This window comes from Phocaeicola plebeius (assembly GCF_003437535.1).
Classification (GTDB): domain Bacteria; phylum Bacteroidota; class Bacteroidia; order Bacteroidales; family Bacteroidaceae; genus Phocaeicola; species Phocaeicola plebeius_A.
Genome location: NZ_QSQT01000001.1, coordinates 1 through 21890, shown reverse-complemented (window position 1 = coordinate 21890; position 21890 = coordinate 1). Strand labels below are relative to the sequence as shown.

18 protein-coding genes and 1 tRNA gene are annotated in these 21890 nt (G+C 41.0%); 11 read left to right on the top strand and 8 right to left on the bottom strand.

All coding sequences use genetic code 11. The features are described from left to right. The first annotated feature begins 99 nt into the window (after positions 1-99). The 4 genes from DXD04_RS00095 to DXD04_RS00080 all read left to right on the top strand — a co-directional run bounded on the left by DXD04_RS00095 (position 100) and on the right by DXD04_RS00080 (position 5167). Positions 100-909, top strand: a complete 810-nt coding sequence (locus DXD04_RS00095; RefSeq protein WP_117669913.1) for a UDP-2,3-diacylglucosamine diphosphatase — start codon at positions 100-102, stop codon at positions 907-909. After that, the gene (locus DXD04_RS00090) at positions 906-2024 is read left to right on the top strand and encodes a glycosyltransferase family protein (RefSeq protein ID WP_117669911.1); all 1119 of its coding nucleotides are present in this window, start codon (positions 906-908) and stop codon (positions 2022-2024) included. Before DXD04_RS00095 ends, DXD04_RS00090 begins: the two co-directional genes overlap by 4 nt. Positions 2025-2095: 71 nt before the next feature. Further along, positions 2096-4165, top strand: a complete 2070-nt coding sequence (locus tag DXD04_RS00085) for an RNA degradosome polyphosphate kinase (RefSeq protein ID WP_117669909.1) — start codon at positions 2096-2098, stop codon at positions 4163-4165. Positions 4166-4180: 15 nt separating this feature from the next. Beyond that, positions 4181-5167 (top strand): Ppx/GppA phosphatase family protein, encoded by a 987-nt coding sequence (locus DXD04_RS00080; protein WP_117669907.1) that lies wholly within the window; start codon positions 4181-4183, stop codon positions 5165-5167. Positions 5168-5254: 87 nt separating this feature from the next. Here the strand turns inward: DXD04_RS00080 and DXD04_RS00075 are convergent, their stop codons facing one another. Further along, complete coding sequence (locus tag DXD04_RS00075; protein ID WP_117669905.1) at positions 5255-5761, bottom strand: flavin reductase family protein; 507 nt, start codon at positions 5759-5761, stop codon at positions 5255-5257. A 210-nt stretch (positions 5762-5971) separates the two neighbouring features. Here DXD04_RS00075 and mutS point away from each other — a divergent pair, with 210 nt between their 5' ends. After that, positions 5972-8560: a DNA mismatch repair protein MutS gene (mutS, locus tag DXD04_RS00070; protein WP_117670187.1), complete on the top strand. Its 2589-nt coding sequence runs from the start codon at positions 5972-5974 to the stop codon at positions 8558-8560. A 12-nt stretch (positions 8561-8572) separates the two neighbouring features. Continuing rightward, the gene (locus DXD04_RS00065) at positions 8573-9352 is read left to right on the top strand and encodes a radical SAM protein (protein WP_007559624.1); all 780 of its coding nucleotides are present in this window, start codon (positions 8573-8575) and stop codon (positions 9350-9352) included. A gap of 67 nt (positions 9353-9419) precedes the next feature. Here DXD04_RS00065 and DXD04_RS00060 read toward each other — a convergent pair whose 3' ends face one another. Genes DXD04_RS00060 through DXD04_RS00050 form a run of 3 tightly spaced genes read right to left on the bottom strand, consistent with a single transcriptional unit; the run spans position 9420 to position 10813 of the window. Continuing rightward, a complete protein-coding gene (locus tag DXD04_RS00060; RefSeq protein WP_117669903.1) occupies positions 9420-9842 on the bottom strand; it encodes a leucine-rich repeat protein in 423 nt (140 codons plus the stop codon). A gap of 3 nt (positions 9843-9845) precedes the next feature. Next, the gene (locus tag DXD04_RS00055; protein ID WP_181977436.1) at positions 9846-10151 is read right to left on the bottom strand and encodes a leucine-rich repeat domain-containing protein; all 306 of its coding nucleotides are present in this window, start codon (positions 10149-10151) and stop codon (positions 9846-9848) included. Between the two features lie 29 nt (positions 10152-10180). Beyond that, positions 10181-10813 carry a hypothetical protein gene (locus DXD04_RS00050; protein ID WP_117669899.1) on the bottom strand — a complete coding sequence of 211 codons (633 nt, stop codon included), beginning with the start codon at positions 10811-10813 and terminating at the stop codon, positions 10181-10183. Positions 10814-11181: 368 nt separating this feature from the next. Between DXD04_RS00050 and DXD04_RS00045 the strand changes: the two genes are divergently transcribed. After that, complete coding sequence (locus DXD04_RS00045; RefSeq protein WP_117669897.1) at positions 11182-11484, top strand: hypothetical protein; 303 nt, start codon at positions 11182-11184, stop codon at positions 11482-11484. Between the two features lie 112 nt (positions 11485-11596). Here the strand turns inward: DXD04_RS00045 and DXD04_RS00040 are convergent. Together DXD04_RS00040 and nadA are read right to left on the bottom strand one after the other, a co-directional pair. Beyond that, a tRNA-Asp gene (locus DXD04_RS00040) sits at positions 11597-11670 on the bottom strand. A gap of 616 nt (positions 11671-12286) precedes the next feature. Continuing rightward, positions 12287-13279: a quinolinate synthase NadA gene (gene nadA, locus DXD04_RS00035; RefSeq protein WP_117669895.1), complete on the bottom strand. Its 993-nt coding sequence runs from the start codon at positions 13277-13279 to the stop codon at positions 12287-12289. Between the two features lie 451 nt (positions 13280-13730). On the opposite strand from nadA, the gene DXD04_RS00030 reads away from it, so the two are divergent. Further along, positions 13731-14276, top strand: a complete 546-nt coding sequence (locus DXD04_RS00030; RefSeq protein WP_117669893.1) for an RNA methyltransferase — start codon at positions 13731-13733, stop codon at positions 14274-14276. A 53-nt stretch (positions 14277-14329) separates the two neighbouring features. Here DXD04_RS00030 and DXD04_RS00025 read toward each other — a convergent pair whose 3' ends face one another. Beyond that, the gene (locus DXD04_RS00025) at positions 14330-14935 is read right to left on the bottom strand and encodes a DUF4294 domain-containing protein (RefSeq protein ID WP_181977170.1); all 606 of its coding nucleotides are present in this window, start codon (positions 14933-14935) and stop codon (positions 14330-14332) included. Positions 14936-15015: 80 nt separating this feature from the next. On the opposite strand from DXD04_RS00025, the gene DXD04_RS00020 reads away from it, so the two are divergent. Next, positions 15016-17058 carry a helix-hairpin-helix domain-containing protein gene (locus DXD04_RS00020; RefSeq protein WP_310591221.1) on the top strand — a complete coding sequence of 681 codons (2043 nt, stop codon included), beginning with the start codon at positions 15016-15018 and terminating at the stop codon, positions 17056-17058. A 223-nt stretch (positions 17059-17281) separates the two neighbouring features. Here the strand turns inward: DXD04_RS00020 and DXD04_RS00015 are convergent, their stop codons facing one another. Then, positions 17282-18976, bottom strand: a complete 1695-nt coding sequence (locus DXD04_RS00015) for a SulP family inorganic anion transporter (RefSeq protein WP_117669891.1) — start codon at positions 18974-18976, stop codon at positions 17282-17284. A 347-nt stretch (positions 18977-19323) separates the two neighbouring features. Between DXD04_RS00015 and rbr the strand changes: the two genes are divergently transcribed. Beyond that, positions 19324-19902 carry a rubrerythrin gene (gene rbr / locus DXD04_RS00010; protein WP_007559642.1) on the top strand — a complete coding sequence of 193 codons (579 nt, stop codon included), beginning with the start codon at positions 19324-19326 and terminating at the stop codon, positions 19900-19902. Between the two features lie 164 nt (positions 19903-20066). Beyond that, positions 20067-21347: a phosphopyruvate hydratase gene (eno, locus tag DXD04_RS00005; protein ID WP_117669889.1), complete on the top strand. Its 1281-nt coding sequence runs from the start codon at positions 20067-20069 to the stop codon at positions 21345-21347. Positions 21348-21890 lie beyond the last annotated feature (543 nt).

The following is a 21890-nucleotide window of genomic DNA, read 5'->3' as shown; positions in this document are numbered from 1 at the left end:
TCCGTCTCCTCGCCTGTTGAAACAAGTTATTCATTTGACAGTCATACCCTTGTAATATACATTCCCTTCTTTTGTACAGCGTTAAGAAAAACATGAAGCATGAAAGAAAGACCTTATTACCGGACCATTGTGGTGTCGGACATTCATTTGGGAACTACCCATTCGAAAGTAAACCAAATCAGTGATTTTCTTAGTAGAGTAGACTGCGGACGACTGATTCTGAACGGTGACATCATAGACGGATGGCATCTGCAGAAATCCGGCATCAGCAAATGGAAAGCGGAACACACGCACTTTTTTAAAATCATCATGAAAATGATGGAAAAACACGGTACGGAAATCATTTATGTACGTGGCAATCATGACGATTTTCTTGACAATCTTGCTCCCCTTCAATTCGCCAACCTGACCATTACAAAAGATTACATACTGGAAAGCAATGGAAAGCATTATTTCGTAACACATGGCGACGTGTTCGATAAGGTAACTACCAGCATGAAATGGCTGGCCAAACTGGGAGATATAGGCTATACGCTCCTGCTGTGGCTCAACAGCCAGTACAACCGCTATCGCGTAAGAAAAGGAAAACCTTATTATTCACTTTCACAGGCCATCAAGCAGAAAGTAAAATCTGCCGTATCCTATATTTCTGATTTTGAAAACGTATTGGTAGACTTCGCCAGAAACCGCCAGTGCGAAGGAGTTATCTGCGGCCATATCCATCACCCGGAGAACCGAATGATGGACGAAATACACTACCTGAACTCAGGCGACTGGGTAGAAACCATGTCGGCACTTACTGAAGATGAAAATGGGGAATGGAAAGTAATCTATTACACCGAATTGGAACAGCAGACTCCGAAGCCTGAAGAAAACAATGTCATACCGCTAATACCTATCGCATCATGAAAATCTTATTTATCGTTCAGGGAGAAGGAAGAGGACACCTCACGCAAGCCATCTCGATGGAGAAACTGCTTAGAAGCAACGGACACGAAGTGGTAGAAGTACTCGTCGGAAAAAGTGAATCCAGACGACTTCCAGGATTTTTTATCCGGAACATTCAGGCGCCTGTCAAACAGTTTATCAGCCCGAATTTCCTGCCTACCCATGCCAACAAACGGGTAAACCTGACACGAAGCATCTTATATAACTTGTTAAAAGTGCCGGAATATGCAGAAAGTATATGCTATATTAACCGACATATCAAAGAAACCGGTGCCGAACTGGTCATCAACTTCTATGAATTATTAACAGGATTGACTTATTTCTTTTTCCGTCCGGCAGTACCTCAAATCTGTATCGGCCATCAGTACCTGTTCCTTCACAACCAATTCAAATTACCCAAAAAGAACAAATGCAGCCTGTTTTTCCTGAATTTCTTTACGCGACTGACTGCATTAGGTTCCTCACAAAAACTGGCCCTCTCCTTCCGCTCCATGCCGGAAGACAATCATCAGCACATCAGTGTGGTTCCTCCTTTATTGCGACAAGATGTACTGCTTCAGGAAAGCAAACCAGGTGATTACATCCATGGATATATGCTGAATGCGGGATTCTCTGAAAATATTCTGAACTGGCATAAAAAACATCCGGATACTCCTCTCCGCTTTTTCTGGGACCACTGGGAAGAAGAACCTGTGAAAAAAATAGATTCCACGCTTTCTTTCTACCAGCTTGACGATATAGAGTTTCTTCGCCAGATGGCAGGTTGCAAAGCATACGCCAGCACGGCAGGATTCGAATCGGTATGCGAAGCCATGTATTTAGGAAAACCCATCCTGATGGTACCGGCACATATTGAACAAGAGTGTAATGCTTTCGATGCCATGCAGAACGGAGCAGGCATCATCGATCACAATTTTAACTTGAGTAACTTACTGCGTTTCTCTCAAAACTACAAACCCAACCGTCTGTTTGTGGAATGGGTGAAATCGGCAGAATACATCATATTGAATGAAATAGAGCGATTTGCTCCGCAAAATACCCTGCAAGGAATGTATCTGGTAGAGGAGTTTGTGTAAAAAAATCTAAATAATCGTTCTGAAATCATATTGTAACATAAAATCATTTTCTTTGCAAAAAAAGTGATTTTATGGTAACAAGAAATAGAAAAAAAGAAAAGCCTTATTTGGAAAGAGACATCAGTTGGATGTACTTTAACCGCAGAATCCTGCAGGAAGCAACCCGAAGTCATGTGCCATTGCTGGAACGAATGGCCTTTCTTGGCATCTATTCCAACAACTTGGATGAGTTTTTCCGTGTCAGAGTAGCTTCTCAAAGCCGCATTGCGGAATGCATGGATAAATCGGCTGCCAAGGAAAGAGAAAAAGCCAAAAAACTGCTTAAGCAAATCGGAAAACTGAACGCACGTTACGTAAAGGATTACGAAGAAGCTGTAAGCACTGTGACAGAGGATCTGAAAAAAGAAAATATCTATCTTGTATCCAATTCGGAAGTTACTCCCGAACAGCTACAGTTCATCCAGTCTTTCTATAAAGAAAAGCTGAATGGACTTATTGTGCCCGTATGGTTCTCAGCCGTTAAGTTATTGGATTACGAAAACGATGAAAATATCTACCTGGCCGTAAAGGTAAGCAAGAACGGCAACAAGCCGATGGCGGACTATGCTTTTCTGGAACTTCCGGTAAATATTTGCGGACGTTTTGTGCAACTACCGGATCATGAAAACAAAAGTTACCTGATGTATCTGGACGACGTCATCCGCTGCTGTCTTCCACTGGTATTCGAAGGACTGGGATATGACAAATACGAAGCCTATGCCTTTAAGTTTACCCGCGACGCAGAAATGGAAATTGACAACGACTTGCGCACCGGTACACTTCAAAAGATTTCAAAAGGGGTAAAGAGCCGTAAAAAAGGAGAACCTCTCCGTGTAATCTATGATAACAACATGCCGAAAGACCTGTTGAAAAGGGTGTTGAAAAAACTTGAACTCGACAGCCTGGACACGGTAATTGAAAGTGGACGTTACCAGAACCACAAGGACTTAATGAAATTTCCGGACTGTGGACACAGCAACTTGAAATATCCGAAATGGCCTCCTATCCTGAAAAAAGAACTTGACGGACCAGAGAGTCTGTTGAAAAAGATTCAGGAAAAAGACCGCTTTATCCATGTGCCTTATCATAATTTCGACTCCTTCATCCGTGTGCTTCAGGAAGCAGCTGTCAGCAAACAGGTAACCAGCATTAAAATTACGCTCTACCGTTTGGCAAAGGAATCAAAGGTTGTAAAGGCCCTTATCGGAGCAGCCCGTAACGGAAAGAAGGTAACCGTAGTCATTGAATTGCTGGCTCGTTTTGATGAAGCATCCAACATCAACTGGTCAAAGAAAATGCAGGATGCCGGCATCAAGGTGATTTTCGGTGTAGAAGGCTTGAAAGTTCACTCCAAGATTACACACATTGAGATGAAAAGTGGACCGGATATTGCTTGTATCAGTACCGGAAACTTCCACGAAGGAAACGCCAAGATGTACACAGACTGCATGTTGATGACAGCTTATCCCAAAATCGTGAAGGATGTAAATCAGGTGTTCGAATTCATTGAGCGTCCTTACACTCAGATACGATTCAAAGAACTGCTTGTTTCACCTAATGAGATGAAAAACAAGTTTGTGACACTAATCAACAACGAAATAAAGAACAAGAAAGCCGGAAAACCTGCTTACATCAAGATAAAGATCAATCACATCACCGACCCGATTATGGTGGAAAAACTGTATGAAGCTTCGGAAGCAGGCGTAGATATTGACCTGGTAGTACGTGGCAACTGTTCGCTGATTACCAATGTACCCGATGTCAGCACACACATCCGGATTCATGGCATCATCGACCGCTATCTGGAACATTCACGCATTTTCATCTTCGCCAACGGAGGAGAAGAAAAGATATACTTAGGTTCTGCCGACTGGATGCCTCGCAACCTGGATCACCGCATTGAAGTGATTACTCCGGTCTACGATTCAGCCATCAAGGGAGAAATGAAACGCATTGTAGAATACGGCCTGAAGGATACCCTGCAGGGACGTATAGTAGACGGTGCAGGCGACAATCTGTTCTGGAGTGAAGAAACGGAAGAAGCTCCTTTCCGCTCGCAGGAAGCACTCTACAATTATTACCTGGCCGAAAATGAACAATAACTTAAATGTGATATTATGGACAATATGCTAAAAGACTGCAAGACGTACTATGGAGCCATTGATATTGGTTCGAATGCAGTGAGATTGCTCATCAAATGTGTAGAAGAAGACGAACAAGGAAAGGTTTTCTTTTCAAAAGTGCTTCTTTTGCGTGTCCCTCTGCGTCTGGGATTTGACGTATTTGCGATAGGAAAAATTTCCGAAACCAAGGAAAAGAACATGCTCCGTCTGATGAAAGTGTTCCATCACCTGATGAAAATCTACGATGTGGAAGACTACCGTGCATGTGCCACCTCTGCCATGCGTGATGCAAAGAACGGAAAAGATATTATCAAACGCATCAAAAAGAAAACGGGAATCCGCATTGAAATCATTGACGGACAGGAAGAAGCCAAGATGATATACAACAACCACATTGAATGCATGGAAGACCGTAACGGAAACTATATGTATGTGGATGTAGGTGGAGGTAGTACCGAAATCAACTTGCTTTCACAAGGAGAACTCGTATGCAGCCGTTCGTACAACATCGGTACAGTACGTATTCTGAACAATGCCGTAAAGGAAACTGAATGGGAACGGTTGAAAAAGGATATGCAGGAACTGGCTATTTCTTACCCCGGTACGAACATCATCGGTTCGGGTGGAAACATCAACAAACTTTATCGTCTGGCCGAAAAGAAAGACAAGAAAAAGCAGCGAATTACGGTGGAAGTGCTGCACAAACTGCATGAAAGCCTGAACAAGCTATCTGTAGAAGAACGAATGGAAAAATACCAGCTCAAACCCGACCGGGCTGACGTAATCGTTCCGGCTGGCAATATATTCCTGACCATTGCAGACATTATTCATGCTACGCATATTTATGTACCTGTAATCGGACTTGCCGACGGTATCATCGACGGACTGTACGCCAGTCACCTGGAAGAGAAACAGAAGATTTTAGGCATTCTTCCAAGTAAAAAAGATGCTTCGGACACACCTGAAGATACGGAAGAGTAAGTCTTATTTTTCTAATAATAAAAACCGCTTTATGAGTAAATTTCTCATAAAGCGGTTTTTTATTATTCACAACCTGTTTATAAACTATTATTTCACATAAACATGTTGTATTTCAAGAATATACATCTTATGTAAATTACCATGCCCTTCACCATACCAACGGTTTATTAACAGCTTATCCACAAACTTATCCTCCTGAATCATGTCTGCATATAATTTCTTGCACACCAAAACCAGACGTGCCTGTTCGTACGAAATGGTTCCATCTTCCATTACATAAGGTTTCAAGCCTGAAGCAGCTACTTTATCCATATCCCGGCCTGATTTGGAACCACAGATTTTATGTACCTCTTTATGCTCTTCTCCTAAAAAAGACAAGGTCAGCTTATCTCCTTCTTCAATAAACTCGTATGTATAACGTTCCGGACGAATAAAGATGAAAGCAACTGGTTTTCCCCATAAAATACCGGTTCCTCCCCAGCTGGCGGTCATCATGTTAAACTTTTCCTGCGTACCGGCCGTCACCAGCATCCACTCTTTGCCAATGGCATCAAACATATTGTCCTGCAATTCAGACACACTAATTTCCTTCATATTCCATTCATATTTAGTTTCTGCAAAGCTAAATATTTTTCCTCTTCCCACCTTTCCCCTTTTTTTATTTTTTAAACCGAATTAAAATCCTATCCTCTCAAAATATCTTTTCCTATCTCGGCCTTTTAAAGTATCTTTGCAAGGAATATCATTAACTAAAAAAGAAAGGACTGAACCGTGGCAAAAGACAATGAGGTTGTACTGACCCCGATGATGAAGCAATATTTCGACTTGAAAGCAAAACACCCGGATGCCATCATGCTATTCAGGTGTGGCGACTTTTATGAAACTTACTCGGAAGATGCTGTAGCAGCTGCTGAGATTTTAGGAATCACCTTGACAAAACGTGCCAACGGTCAAAGCAAAACGGTGGAGATGGCGGGGTTCCCCCATCATGCACTCGATACTTACCTGCCTAAACTGATTCGTGCAGGACGAAGAGTCGCTATCTGCGACCAGCTGGAAGATCCGAAGACAACTAAAAAGCTTGTCAAACGCGGAATTACGGAACTGGTCACACCGGGAGTAGCTATCAACGACAATGTGCTTTCTTACAAGGAAAACAACTTCCTGGCTGCCGTGTATTTCGGAAAAACAGCTTGTGGTATATCTTTCCTGGATATTTCTACCGGTGAATTTCTTACCGCCGAAGGACCTACTGACTATATCGACAAACTATTGAATAATTTTGCGCCCAAAGAAGTGCTTTTTGAACGCGGAAAGAAACCCATGTTCGAAGGAAACTTCGGCAGCAAATTCTTTACGTTCGAACTGGAAGACTGGGTATTCAATGAAACGTCTGCAAAGGAAAAGTTACTGAAGCATTTCGAAACCAAAAACCTCAAAGGTTTCGGAGTGGAAAATCTTCATAACGGCATCATTGCTTCCGGAGCCATCCTGCAGTATCTTGACATGACCCAGCACTACCAGATTGGACACATCACTTCTTTGTCACGCATTGAAGAGGACCGCTTCGTACGCCTGGATAAATTTACGGTACGCAGTCTGGAACTTGTAGGCAGCATGAATGAAGGCGGTACCTGCCTGCTGGATATTATCGACCACACCATCAGCCCGATGGGAGCCAGAATGCTGAAACGCTGGATTGTATTCCCGTTGAAAGAAATCAAACCTATCAACGAACGTCTGGATGTGGTGGAATTCTTTTTCCGGGAGCCGGAATTCAAGGAATTCGTCGAAGAGAAACTTCATCTGATTGGCGATTTGGAGCGTATTTGTTCCAAAGCTGCCGTGGGACGTATTTCTCCTCGAGAAGTCGTACAGCTGAAAACGGCCTTACAAGCTATTGAGCCCATCAAAAATGCCTGCCTGAATGCAGATAACGAGAGCTTGCGCCGTATCGGTGAGCAACTCAATCTTTGCGCATCCATTCGTGATAAAATAGCCAAAGAAATTCAGAATGACCCTCCTCTGCTGGTCAACAAAGGAGGTGTGATTGCCGACGGAGTAAATGCCGAACTGGATGAGCTTCGTAAAATTGCGTATTCCGGAAAAGATTACCTGTTGCAAATACAGCAGAGAGAAAGCGAACTGACCGGCATTCCCAGCCTGAAGATTGCCTATAACAACGTATTCGGATATTATATCGAAGTACGTAACACCCACAAGGATAAAGTTCCTGCAGAATGGATTCGTAAGCAGACACTGGTCAATGCGGAACGTTATATTACCCAGGAACTGAAAGAATACGAAGAAAAGATTCTGGGAGCAGAAGACAAGATTCTGATTCTGGAAACCAAGTTATACAACGAACTGGTTTGTGAACTGGCCGAATTTATACCTGCCATCCAGATCAATGCCACACAGATAGCACGTCTGGACTGCCTGCTGTCGTTTGCCAACGTGGCTCGCGCCAATAAATACATCCGTCCGAATGTGGTGGATGATGATGTGCTTGACATTCGTCAGGGACGTCATCCGGTTATTGAGAAACAATTGCCGCCAGGAGAAAAGTACATCGCCAACGATGTGTATCTCGACACGGAAGAGCAGCAAATCATTATTATCACCGGACCGAACATGGCCGGTAAGTCGGCTTTGCTCCGACAGACTGCCCTCATCACCCTGATGGCGCAGATTGGGTGCTTTGTCCCTGCCGAAAGTGCACACATTGGCCTTGTAGATAAAATCTTTACCCGTGTAGGTGCCAGCGACAACATTTCAGTAGGAGAATCTACGTTCATGGTCGAAATGAACGAGGCAGCCAATATCCTCAACAACATTTCTCCGAGAAGCCTGGTACTTTTTGATGAATTGGGAAGAGGAACTTCCACCTACGACGGTATTTCCATTGCATGGGCTATCGTGGAACATATTCATGAACATAAGAAAGCCCGCGCACGTACCCTTTTTGCAACGCACTACCATGAACTGAACGACATGGAAGCTCAGTTCAAACGCATAAAAAATTACAACGTATCAGTCAAAGAAGTGGACAACAAAGTCATTTTCCTTCGCAAGCTGGAAAGAGGCGGAAGTGCACACTCCTTTGGTATCCACGTAGCCAAGATGGCCGGTATGCCGAAGTCTATTGTCAAACGTGCCGACGAAATATTGCACCAGCTGGAAGCGGAAAACCGACAGGAAGGTATTTCAGCCAAAGGACAGCCCAGCAAACAGGCTGCATCCGACGGAATACAGCTCAGTTTCTTCCAGTTGGATGACCCCGTACTCTGCCAGATAAGGGATGAGATTCTAAACTTGGATGTAAACAACCTGACACCGCTGGAAGCCCTGAACAAACTGAATGACATCAAAAAAATTGTAAGAGGAAGATAATTTGTAACGCTTATGTCAACCATTATTTATCCGGCCCCTATATTCGGCCCCGTCCATAGCCGCCGACTTGGCGTATCCCTCGGAATCAACCTGCTTCCGGGAGACGGTAAATTCTGTACATTCGACTGCATCTATTGCGAGTGTGGATACAACAAAGATTTCCGCCCCAAACAAAAGGTACAGACACGTGAAGCCGTACGTGAAGCACTCGAAAAGCGTCTGGCTGAGATGAAAGAAAACGGTCCTTTTCCAGACGTACTGACTTTTGCCGGCAACGGAGAGCCGACCGCCAACCCTTATTTTCCAGAGATTATTGAGGATACACTGGCCCTGCGCGACAAATATTTCCCCAATGCCAAAGTCAGCGTACTAAGCAACGCTACCCTTATCCACAACCCGAAAGTATTTGCCGCACTCAACAAAGTGGACAACAATATTCTGAAACTGGATACCGTGGACATGGACTACATCCGGACAGTAGACCGCCCTACCGGACACTATGAGGTGGAAAACATCATTGAAGGCCTGAAAGCATTCAAAGGGAACCTGATTATTCAGACTATTTTCATGAAAGGTACCACGGAAGACGGAAAAGATGTGGATAACACCTCCGATAAATACGTACTTCCCTGGCTGGAAGTAGTCAAGCAAATAAATCCCCGCCAGGTAATGATTTATACCATCGACCGGGAAACTCCCGACCAAAAGCTTAAAAAAGCGACAAAGGAAGAATTAGACCGCATAGCAAGACTCGTAGAAGAAGCAGGTATCAAAGCCAGTGCTTCGTATTAAAAAACAACAGCGTGTACGAATTTCCTGGTGAGTTCGTACACGCTGTAATTTTTTTAATATGACTTATTCAGGACTTTTCTTCTATCTTGGAATGATAGCTCTCATAAGAGTCCCATTTCGCTTTATAGGCCTCCGATTTACCTGAAGGAACCATTATTTTCAGTATACTCTCCTTAAATGGAAATGGATTACCTGTAAGTTCCGGAGCTTCTTCTCCCTCAAAAGTAATTGTTTCTACAGTAGAGTTTGTTCTTAACGCCTGGTCTCCCACTTTCTTCACCGATTTAGGAAGGGTTATTTCTTTCAACTTTCTGCAACCTACAAAAGTCCATCCTTGAACTTCAGAAAGACTTTGAGGAAATGCAAAGGAAGTCAAAGACGTACAATTCTGAAACGCTCCTATTTCTACCATACAATCAGCTGTTTTCATTTCCCCCACATAGGCAACTTTAGTTAATTGTTCACAGTCACTGAAGGCCTGATAACCTATTCGCTACATATTATTCGAAAGAGTTACAGACGTTAATTCCACTACTCCTCTGAAAGCTTCGTCATCTATCTCCTGCAATTCTGCTGAAAATACAACCTCTTCCAAATGTGTACCTAAAAAGGCCTGCAAACCTATTTTTTTCAATGAAGCAGGCAGAGTAACTTTTTTCAATCCTGTTTCACGAAAAGCATCGGAACTGATTTCCTGCAGAGCCGTTTTGGACAGGTCAACTTCTGTCAAAGCCACACAATCTTCAAACGCATGTCCACCTATCTCCTTTAAAGAAGCGGGAAACGCGACAGAAGCCAATTTCTGGCTTCCTGAGAAAGCTTGAAGCTCTATAACAATCCCTCATTAAGCACTAAAGATTCGATATGAGAGTCTCTGAAAGCCCCAGAAGCGATGGTTTTCACTTCTGCCGGGAGTACAACCTGAGTTAAAGAAGGATCTTTTATACCGGTTAATATTCCATTTTCTATCACAAAAGGAGATTCTACATTCTCACCGGCATCTTCACCGGGTTTTTCTTCCATTGTTTCATCTCCCTCTGCACCATCTTGATGAACGACTTCTATTTTAAAGGAATGCGCTTTCCCAAGCGTAACTGTTCCTCCTCTACTCCACCATCTATAATTTGAGGCATCCTGCAATTCCTGCACCACAAACATCAGCTCAGCAGATGTTCCTTTCACAAACCATGGACGACTTTCCAACACAAAATGAGCTATTCCTTTTTGATTGGTAATGACCTCGGCCAATGGCTTTACGGTATGATCTTTCTGAAAATCTTTATAACGATTCTCATCGTATAAACCAACTGTTTTATTTTCCAAAGGCTTCCCTTTTGAATTGCATACGAAAATTTCTACAGTTGCGGGAGTTTCATTCAAAGATGGATTCTCCTTCTTGCAGCTTAGAAAAAGCATACACATGCTCCACAAAGCTACGGACACAAATTTGATTATGTTCATAGATTATTAATTAAAAAAGATAGTGATTTTTTTCTGTATATTTATAACAAATAAAAGAGAAAAAAGTTTTCAGGCAATATCTTATTTAACTAAAATAATCTGATTGATTTTATATATACCTCTTTTTATATAGAAATCATAAACATTTATTTATCAACCATTTACGTTTGTTTTAACTTTGTAGAATTGTACAAAATCTCCACATTACGATGAGGATTAATTACCCATTTAGCAGATTACGGAATTTCAGCTATTTTTTATCCTCGTCTGATTACCAGGTCATTAAGCCTTACACTGTATTTTGGCATTCTATTTGATTTACTGTTAGCGTAGAAACTTACTTAACTAACTATTAAAATTGAAGCAATATGAAAAAGTTATTTGTAGCAGTAGCATTGGTAATGGGATTAGGAACTTCAGTTGCGTTTGCAGAAAACTTCCACGCAAGTGTAGACAGTGTGAACATTGTAAATGAGTTCAAACCCATCGAAGTAAAAGATCTTCCACAGGCAGTTCTGGATGCAGTGACAAAAGATTATGCTGAATTTACCATCAAAGAAGCATACGTAGAAGAAGTGGAAGGAACAAAAACCTACAAAGTAGTTCTGACGGACGCAGAAGACAACACAACCGCCGTGTTATACACTGAAAAGGGTGAAGTATTGGAATAAGCATTCACACGATTGACGGGAATGTGCCAAGTACGGCATGTTCCCGTTTTTTTTATTTTTCCACTTATATGAAATAAAAAATCCTGATTCAAAATGAACCAGGATTTTTTCGCGGTGCGTACGGGACTCGAACCCGTGACCCCATGCGTGACAGGCATGTATTCTAACCAACTGAACTAACGCACCATTAAGTTTTTCTTTCGTTGCTTTCTCTCTCGATTGCGGTTGCAAAGGTAGGCGTTTTTTTTAAACCTACAAACTTTTTGGATGTTTTTTTTCTAACTTTTTTCGATAAAAATCATAACATACTGATTTTCAACACAGATTAAAATCATTTTTTTTCGCTTAAAAGAAGAGTCATAAAGCTACATCAAGCCGTTTCCTCCAAAATATTTACAGAACGTATCTACGAAAATAAGTAAATTATCCCGGTTTCTTTATGTTTCACTTATGAGAAACGTATGTTTTCGGATGCAGAAACATACGTTTTTCTTACCGGAAACGTAAGGTTCAGCTCCGGAAAACATAAAAAACGATGATTCATTTTTGATTTATCGCATTTGCATCAGCACATTTATCACACGATATGGAAGAAAAGAAGAAACGTATGGGCATAAAAAAAGGAGTTCCGCTGAACTCCAACCTTTGTTAACCTTAAATCTAATACTATGAAAAACACGATGCAAAGGTACGGACTTTCTGGAATTATGCAAGTTTTGTGTGCGTTTACATGTGTTTTATAACATACATTAAGAAGTAGTATTCTTGCTTTAAAGGCCATTAACAAGCAAGCTGAGACTTTTTAAAGTCCCAGCTTGGCAGATATTTCCAGCATTTTCTGAATAGGCTTAATGGCTTCCTGTGCGATGGCTTCATCCACATTGACTTCCGGCCATTCGTATTTCAGCGTATTGTACAACTTTTCAAGCGTATTCAGGCGCATAAAGTTGCACTCGTTGCAAGCGCAGGTGCTGTCTTCAGGAGGCGCAGGAATAAAGTTCTTTTCCGAACATTTTTTCCGCATCTCATACAGAATACCGCTTTCTGTAGCTACGATGAAGTCTTTCTTGTCGCTGGCCATAGCATATTTCAGCAATCCGGCTGTAGACCCAATCTTGTCAGCCAGTTTAGCTACGGCACCCTTGCATTCCGGATGAACCAATACCTGTGCATCGGGATACTGCTTTTTCAACTCGATAATCTTTTCCACAGAGAATTTCTCGTGCACATGGCAAGCACCGTCCCATAACAACATCTGACGTCCGGTGATAGAGTTGATATAATTTCCCAGGTTCTTATCAGGACCGAAAATCAGTTTTTCATCTTCCGGGAAACTTTCCACAATCTGGCGGGCATTGGTCGATGTCACTACCACGTCAGTCACCGCCTTGACGGCAGCGCTTGTATTGACATACGAGATAACCTTGTAACCGGGATGGTCTTTTACGAAAGCAGCAAACTTATCAGCCGGACAGCTGTCGGCCAAAGAGCATCCGGCATTCAAGTCGGGAATCAACACTTTTTTGTCCGGACAAAGTATTTTTGCAGTTTCACCCATAAAGTGTACCCCGCACATCACAATGATCTTTGCATCCGTTTTGGCAGCCCACTGAGCCAGTGCCAGACTGTCTCCAATGAAGTCTGCTATTTCCTGTATTTCGTCTGCCTGATAGTAGTGGCCCAGGATTACGGCATCTTTTTCACGACACAGTCTTTTGATCTCCGCTTTCAGGTCAAGCGCTTTTTCTACGGGTTCATCCACATAACCCTTTTTCAACCATTCTTCTTTCTTCATTATTAGATTATATTTTTTCTTCTTTTTAAAAGAAACAATGATACTGATAATATCCCGTTAATAATGTTAGTAAAAATAACACCCTTTTTTTTGTTTTTCCGTTATCAGCATCTGGGTGGAGGATATGAATAACTGATAAACAAGCTTACGTATTGATAATTTTGATTTTATCTATACTATTAACAATTTGTTGATACGTTGCAAAGTTAAAAACTTTTCGTGTATTCATTCCTGAAAATTCGGGAAGAATGTGTTTAAACTGTCAGTGAAAATTATCTCTAACTTTTTTGGATTGTTGGTTTTGAGCGTGCTATAATCTATTTGTGGAATAATGCAAGAAATAATTTTCATTTTCTATGCGCGCGTTTTTTACACCTTTTCCACCGTTTTCAACAAGGTTATGAATATAGTTTTTATCTTTGCAGGCAAACGCATACCAAATATACGAAAAATGTCTGAATTAAGAAAACTGAAGATCACGGAGATGAACCGCCTGACGGTGGAGGAGTTTAAGGAAGTAGATAAGTTGCCGTTGGTTGTGGTGCTGGATGAAGTTCGCAGCTTGCATAACATAGGTGCGGTGTTTCGTACCTCTGATGCATTTCTGGTGAACTGCATTTATCTTTGTGGTATTACGGCTACGCCTCCTCATCCGGAAATGCACAAAACGGCCTTGGGAGCGGAGTATACAGTGGACTGGAAGTATTTCAAACGTACGCAAGATGCTGTAAATGAACTTCATAATGACGGATATACAGTGCTGGCTATCGAACAGTGTGCCGGAAGTACACTACTGGATGAACTGGTATTGGAGAAAGGCCGGAAATATGCCATTGTATTGGGAAATGAAGTGAAAGGTGTGCAGCAGGAAGTGGTAGACATGTGCGACGGTTGTATTGAGATACCTCAGTTCGGTACAAAGCATTCACTGAATGTGTCTGTAACGGCAGGCATTATGATATGGGAATTTGCACATAAACTGTTCAAATTGCGTTGAACACTACCTGTGAATATCTTATTAATATGTTGTTAATTTATTGATTTACATAGTTATAATTGTCCGTTCTCAACAAGTGTAACTACTCTTTCTACCATCTTGTCGTCATCTTCAGGATGGTATTCTTTTTTTAGGCTGGCCCCGAATAAGGCTGCAAATGCCTGATAAAATCCCGCTTTAAAAGGTCCCATGAAAGCTTTCACCAGCTGATAAGACGATTGGTTGCATTCGCGGTTCACCAGTTTGATAAGCAGCTTTCCTTGTGAAAAAGTCAGTTTCTTCATGCGGGCGGTGTATTGTTCCTTCAATCCTTTTTCTACCATTTTCATGTGTTGCTCCTTGGCTTTCTGGTTAGGGAGCGTTTCCATGTATTCGTATGTCTCGATGACTGCCCGCTTGATTTCTTTGGCCAAAGGAAGTGTTTTTTTCACATCCCGTACTAATTTGTAGTAATATCTTTCTTGTCTTTTGTTTTTAAACTTGAGTTTGGGGTAAACGTAAATGTTTTTCAGCGTTATACAAGGTATAGTGTCTCCTTCATAAACGCATACGGGAACTCTGTATCCTTTACCGGATGTAACAGGAGATACTTGTTGGGCATGAATTTCTGAAAGGAAGCTTAGCCCAAAGAAGATGAGTATGTAAAAACATGTCTTCATGCCCGCAAAAATAGAAATAATATTCAGATTACGTGATATAATTAACGTATTTATAGTATGTGTATAACCTGGTGAATAACATGTGGAAAAAGTATATTTCTCTTTGTGTATCAGTATTTTTTACCTGTTTAAATGTATGTGCCCAGTCTTCCTGGATGGAATGGGAGGAACAGATTGGAGAAAAGGCAAATTTGTCTTCCTGGGAAGAACTATATGAAAACTTGAGTGAACTGGCTGAACATCCGTTTAATATTAATACGGTAACGAAGGAAGAGTTGGAACAGTTGCCTTTTTTATCTGATAAAATGGTGGAAAATATTCTTTACTATGTGTATAAATACGGACCGTTGGTCAGTTTGAATGAATTATGGGGAGTGGAAGGAATGGATAAGCAGACTCAAACTTTCTTGAAGGATTTTGTATATGTGGGTAACTCAGTGGAAAAACGGGCGTTTTCCTGGAAAAACTTGTGGAAATACAATAAGCAGGAAGTATGGATGCGGACAGATATTCCTTTAAATGAAAAGGCGGGCTATGCGAATATTCCCTTGGGTGAAGAGGAGAAATTTGCTTCGAAACGGTATTATGGAGATCCGTATTATTTGAACCTGAGATATAAATTTCAGTTTCAGCAGAAAGTTTATGTAAGTTTGGCCGCAGAAAAGGATGCGGGAGAACCGTTCTTCAGTCTTTATAACCGGAAAGGATTCGATTTTTACAATGCCTCTGTTCAGTTAAATGATTTCGGTAAGTTGCATACGCTGGTATTAGGAAACTACAAAGCCAGTTTTGGATATGGACTGGTAATGAACATGGGGTTTAGTATGGGAAAATACACCTCCTTTTCCACATTAAATCGTGCAGGGAAAGGGTTGAGCAAATATACTTCTATGAATGAAACGAATTATCTGCAGGGAGCAGGTGCTTCCTGGAAATGGAAGAATCGCTGGTTATTGACAGGTTTTGTTTCTTTCCGTAATCAGGATGCTACGGTGGATAATGAGTGTATAACTACGTTGAAAACCGATGGCTATCATCGTTTGAAGAAAGACATGGAAAAGAAGAATACGGTATTTAATACCTTAGTTGGTAGTAATTTAACTTATGATGGTAAATACTTTGAAGGTGGATTTACGGCTGTTTATAATGTTTTCAACAAGGTGTTAAATCCGACGGAGCGGTTGTACAATCGTTATTATCCTCGTGGAAGATATTTCTATAACGTAGGAGTGAATTATAAATGGTATAAAGGGAAATTTGTATTCTCTGGTGAAACGGCAGTAGATAAGCAGGGAAAGATTGCCACGTTGAATCAGCTGACTTATTCACCGGTTGTGAATACTTCTTTGATAGTTATCAACAGGTACTATGACAAGAAATACCAGAGTTTATATGCAAATGGATTTGGAGAGAATTCCAGATTGCAAAATGAAACTGGACTTTTTATTGGTTTGGAAACAAGCCTGTTAAGTAAGATTAAATTGTTATGTTACGGTGATTTCTTTTATTTTCCATGGTATCGTTACTTGGTAGATAAGAAAAAGACCATAGGAATGGAAGGCGTGTTTCAAGCATCTTATTCACCGTTAAATTCACTGGATATGTTAATAAAGTATAGTTATAAAAACAAGGCTAAAAATTATCAGGATACGGAAGAAAGTAAACTAGTATTACCCAATATCCGACAAAGATTACATTATCAGCTGACTTATTCACCATTGAGCTTTTTGCGGTGGAAAACGGTTGTGGAATATGTGCGTTCGGATGTGTGGAAACGGGAGGCTTCTAACGGTTGGGCATTGGGTAGTAGTATGAAGGTGGATATTCCTCGTCTTTCGTTGCGGACTTCTCTAAGCGGTATCTGGTTTCATACGCAGGATTATGCATCGCGGGTATATATGTACGAGCAAGGGCTGTTGTATGCGTTTTCTATGATGTCCTTGTATGGAAGAGGAGAGCGATGGGCTTGGACTATGGATTATAACTGGAAAAAGCGTCTGACTTTTCAGGTTAAATGGGGATGGACGCACTATAGAGATCGGTCAACTATCAGTTCGGGAGCAGAAGAAATACAGGGAAACAATAAGTATGATTTACAGTTTCAAGTTCGACTGAAGTGGTGATTTTCTGAAGTAAGGATATAAAAAAAGGAGTACCGCTGTACTCCAACCTTTGTTAACCTTAAATCTAATACTATGAAAAACACAGTGCAAAGGTACGGAATTCTGGGAATAATCCAAGTAACTAACCTAAAATATACTGTTTTATAACATGATTTAAAGAAAACTCCTGTTTTGTTAAACCCTATTTGGATTTTAACAGAACAGGAGTTTTTCTTTTAACCTTTTATTTCGCGTTTATTTCTGCGATTTCTCGAGTGGCTACTTCCAGAGCTTCGTTGATATTGCTACAGATATTTTCTTCTCCCAGCAATTCGTAGAATCCTGATTTTTCCAGTACCTTATGTACTTTTTCGTTGACTCCCGACAAAATGATGTGGATGTTTTCCTTTTGTGACATTTCACACAGGGTGGTAAGGTTGTGTATACCTGTAGAGTCAATAAAAGGAACTTTTCGCATACGGATGATACGGATTTTCGGACGATCGCCCAAACGAGACATGATTTCTTCAAATTTGGTGGCAATACCGAAGAAATACGGACCGTTGATTTCATACACTTCTACACCTTGTGGAATCATTAGGTGTTCTTCGTGTACTTCCAAGTCAGATTCGTTGTTTGGATCGATTTCGTCGGTAATTACAGAAATCTTGGTGGTTTCCATTACACGTTTCATGAACAATACGCAGGCAATTACCAATCCTACTTCAATGGCTACAGTCAAGTCGAAGATAACGGTCAGGAAGAAAGTAATAAGCAGGACAGCCACATCCGATTTGGGATTTTTCAACAATCCTTTGAACACTCTCCATCCACTCATGTTATAAGAAACGATAACCAGTACACCAGCCAGACAAGCCATCGGAATATATTGTGCCAACGGCATCAGGAAAAGTAAGATAAGCAATAACACCACTGCATGTACAATACCGGCTACGGGCGATTTTCCACCGTTGTTAATATTTGTCATAGTACGGGCGATAGCTCCGGTAGCAGGAATACCTCCGAATATAGGTGATACGAAGTTGGCAATACCTTGTGCGATAAGTTCCATATTTGAGTCATGGCGGTCACCTATAACACCGTCGGCTACTGCAGCAGAGAGCAAAGATTCAATGGCTCCCAATACGGCAATAGTAATGGCTACAGGGAACAGATTTTTGATAGCTTCCCAGTCAAGTGCCGGAACGGCTGCTTCCGGAAGTTGTGCTTTGATGCTGAAACGATCGCCTATGGTATCGATACAAGTAATTCCTCCATACATTTTCAGGCAGTAAACTCCTACAGTTACCAGAATGATGGCAACTAAAGAGCCTGGAACTTTTTTAGAGAACTTGGGAGTAATGGCAATGATGAATACACTGACTACACTGACAATGACATTCCACCAGTTTACCGTATCGAAGTGATGGAAGTAAAGAATCCATTTTCCGATAAAATCGCCCGGTACTTTTTCACCTTTAAAATCAAGTCCGAAAATATCGGCAATCTGGGTAGTAAAAATGGTGACGGCAATACCACTGGTAAAACCAATGATAATAGGATAAGGAATAAATTTGATAACGGTTCCCAGTTTGAATATACCTAATAATATAAGGAGCACACCGGCCATCATGGTAGCAACCATCAGTCCGTCGATACCGTATTCCTGAATGATACCGTAGATAATTACGATAAACGCTCCGGTCGGCCCACCTATCTGTACCTTACTTCCACCTAAAAAAGAAATAATAAAGCCGGCTACAATAGCGGTAATGATACCTTTTTCCGGACTTACTCCAGAGGCTATACCAAAGGCAATGGCCAGAGGCAAAGCTACAATTCCCACAATGATACCTGCCATCAGGTCGGTCATAAAGTCGGCCTTGGTGTAAGTTTTCATCATTGTGAAAAGTTTTGGTCTAAATTCTAATCCTTTCATCTATCTTAAAAATGTTACTAATTTAAAAAGAAGCACAAAAGTATATATTTTCTCGAATTCAGACGATTTTTCTATTGATTATATTTTAAAATATTTTCTGAAATAGAAATTTGAATTATTATTTGTTTCTTATTCAGTGTATATGAGATTGGATGAGGGATGTTTTAGGACTTGTTTTCAAGAACTTTTTCTCCTTCAAATTTGTTTTATTAGTGAATTCATGTTTTATTAAAGCGTTAATAAAATAGAAAATAAAATTGTAATAATTTCAAATTTGAATAAAATTACTATCTTTGCAATGTGAACTTAAAAACGTAATTCATTCATCAACTTAATAACTAATAGATATGGGAAAAAGCATTAAAGGAACAAGAACTGAGAAAAATTTGGCAATCTCTTTTGCTGGTGAATCACAGGCAAGAATGCGTTACACTTATTTTGCCAGTGTAGCAAAGAAAGAAGGCTTCGAGCAGATTTCTGCTATTTTTATGGAAACTGCTGATCAGGAAAAGGAACATGCCAAGAGAATGTTCAAGTGGTTGGAAGGCGGAATGGTAGAAATTACTGCCAGCTATCCTGCCGGCGTAATCGGTACTACATTGGAAAACCTGAAAGCAGCTGCAGCAGGTGAAAATGAAGAATGGAGCTTGGATTATCCGAAATTTGCTGACATTGCAGATGAAGAAGGTTTCCCGGCTATCGCTAAGATGTATCGTGAAATTGCCGTTGCTGAAAAAGGACATGAAGAAAGATACCTGGCTTTCGTGAAGAATATAGAAGATGATAAAGTATTCAAGAAAGATGTAGAAGTGGTATGGCAGTGCCGTAACTGTGGATACATTTATGTAGGTACAGAAGCACCTGAAACATGTCCGGCTTGCTTGCATCCACAAGCTTATTTCGAAGTAAAGAAAAATAATTACTAATCCATTTTGATTGCATAAATGACAGAAGAGGGCTGTGGCTGTTTTTCAGTTACAGTCCTTTTTTGTTTCAGAGAGTCAGGTTTACAAAATACCTATTTCAAGGTATTGTATGCCTTGCAGGAACTTCTCATTTTTGTATATCAGAATTTTAAAATGATAGGAATATGAAAATTAAATCAATTACAGGTCGTGAAATACTCGATTCAAGAGGCAATCCTACTGTAGAAGTAGAAGTGAGACTGGAGTCTGGAATCATGGGGCGTGCGTCTGTACCCTCAGGAGCTTCTACTGGTGAACATGAAGCACTCGAGCTTCGTGATAAAGATGCCAAGCGTTATGGTGGTAAAGGTGTGTTGAAAGCTGTATATAATGTAAATAATGTAATTGCTCCGGCCCTGGAAGGATGGTCTGTGCTGAATCAGCGTGGAATTGACAAGAAAATGTGCGAACTCGATGGCACGTCTACTAAATCCAATCTCGGAGCCAATGCCATTTTGGGAGTTTCTTTGGCAGTGGCAAAAGCGGCAGCTGCTTACTTGAACATTTCTTTATATCGTTACATTGGAGGAGTAAATACTTTTGTGATGCCGGTACCGATGATGAATATTATTAATGGAGGTTCACATAGTGATGCACCCATTGCTTTCCAGGAATTCATGATTCGTCCGGTAGGCGCACCTTCTTTCCGTGAAGGTCTGCGTATGGGAGCAGAAGTTTTCCATGCCTTGAAGAAAGTGTTGCATGACCGTGGATTAAGTACGGCTGTAGGAGATGAAGGTGGCTTTGCTCCGGCATTGAACGGAACGGAAGATGCGTTGGAGTCTATTTTGTCGGCCATTCAACTGGCAGGATATGTACCAGGAAAGGACGTGATGATTGGAATGGACTGTGCTTCTTCTGAGTTTTATAAGGATGGAGTGTACGACTATACGATTTTTGAAGGAACCAGTGGTCAGAAACGTACTTCAGATGAACAGGTGGCTTATTTGGAAGAACTGATTAATAAGTATCCGATTGACTCTATTGAAGACGGTATGAGTGAAAACGACTGGCAGGGATGGAAGAAACTGACGGAGCGGATTGGAGATCGTTGTCAGCTTGTAGGAGATGACTTGTTTGTGACCAATGTGGAATTCTTATCGAAAGGTATAGAACTGGGATGTGCTAATTCCATTCTTATCAAAGTAAATCAGATTGGTTCTTTGAGTGAGACACTCGATGCCATTGAAATGGCTCACCGCCATGGGTATACTACGGTTACTTCTCATCGTTCCGGTGAAACAGAAGATGCTACCATTGCGGATATAGCAGTAGCTACCAATAGTGGTCAGATAAAGACTGGTTCATTAAGTCGTTCCGATCGTATGGCGAAATACAACCAGTTGCTTCGTATTGAAGAGGAATTGGGGGAATTAGCCGTATATGGATATAAGCGTATAAAGTGAATTAGGTGTAATATTAGGTGAATGTAAAATGCAGAAGCGGAATCGTTTCTGCATTTTTTGTATTTAATATGTAATTTGTTAACCACATTGAATATTTCGCCTTGGTGGTTAATGTATGTTGTAAAGCATCCTTTTTTAGTCTTAGGTTTTGTTGTTTCAAATAAAATAAATACTTTTGTACTGTGTTTTTCATAGTATTAGATTTAAGGTTAACAAAGGTTGGAGTTCAGCGGAACTCCTTTTTTTATGCCCATTTCCGTGTAATATTTCCTTTTGTTTTTGTTCGTAAAAAAACGCCCTTGCGTTCCATCCAAAACGCACTTGCGTTTGAACTGAAACGTCCTTGCGTTTGAACTGAAACGTCCTTGCGTTTGAAGTGAAACGCACTTGCGTTTTATATCAAACGCACTTGCGTTTTTTTGATGGGTAAATGTGCCGGAAAATCCCTTCATTTCCGTTAGAACCATCCCTTTTTTCCTTACGCGCGTACACGTACGCGCCCGCACGAATTATATAATGTAGGGGATTTCACACGGATTTCTG

Bases quoted from the DNA above. Each gene is read 5' to 3' on its own strand.
- DXD04_RS00095 (WP_117669913.1), top strand. From the start codon at position 100: ATGAAAGAAAGACCTTATTACCGGACCATTGTGGTGTCGGACATTCAT.
- DXD04_RS00090 (WP_117669911.1), top strand. From the start codon at position 906: ATGAAAATCTTATTTATCGTTCAGGGAGAAGGAAGAGGACACCTCACG.
- DXD04_RS00085 (WP_117669909.1), top strand. From the start codon at position 2,096: ATGGTAACAAGAAATAGAAAAAAAGAAAAGCCTTATTTGGAAAGAGAC.
- DXD04_RS00080 (WP_117669907.1), top strand. From the start codon at position 4,181: ATGGACAATATGCTAAAAGACTGCAAGACGTACTATGGAGCCATTGAT.
- DXD04_RS00075 (WP_117669905.1), bottom strand. From the start codon at position 5,761: ATGAAGGAAATTAGTGTGTCTGAATTGCAGGACAATATGTTTGATGCC.
- mutS (WP_117670187.1), top strand. From the start codon at position 5,972: ATGATGAAGCAATATTTCGACTTGAAAGCAAAACACCCGGATGCCATC.
- DXD04_RS00065 (WP_007559624.1), top strand. From the start codon at position 8,573: ATGTCAACCATTATTTATCCGGCCCCTATATTCGGCCCCGTCCATAGC.
- DXD04_RS00050 (WP_117669899.1), bottom strand. From the start codon at position 10,813: ATGAACATAATCAAATTTGTGTCCGTAGCTTTGTGGAGCATGTGTATG.
- DXD04_RS00045 (WP_117669897.1), top strand. From the start codon at position 11,182: ATGAAAAAGTTATTTGTAGCAGTAGCATTGGTAATGGGATTAGGAACT.
- nadA (WP_117669895.1), bottom strand. From the start codon at position 13,279: ATGAAGAAAGAAGAATGGTTGAAAAAGGGTTATGTGGATGAACCCGTA.
- DXD04_RS00030 (WP_117669893.1), top strand. From the start codon at position 13,731: ATGTCTGAATTAAGAAAACTGAAGATCACGGAGATGAACCGCCTGACG.
- DXD04_RS00025 (WP_181977170.1), bottom strand. From the start codon at position 14,935: ATGAAGACATGTTTTTACATACTCATCTTCTTTGGGCTAAGCTTCCTT.
- DXD04_RS00020 (WP_310591221.1), top strand. From the start codon at position 15,016: ATGTGGAAAAAGTATATTTCTCTTTGTGTATCAGTATTTTTTACCTGT.
- DXD04_RS00015 (WP_117669891.1), bottom strand. From the start codon at position 18,976: ATGAAAGGATTAGAATTTAGACCAAAACTTTTCACAATGATGAAAACT.
- rbr (WP_007559642.1), top strand. From the start codon at position 19,324: ATGGGAAAAAGCATTAAAGGAACAAGAACTGAGAAAAATTTGGCAATC.
- eno (WP_117669889.1), top strand. From the start codon at position 20,067: ATGAAAATTAAATCAATTACAGGTCGTGAAATACTCGATTCAAGAGGC.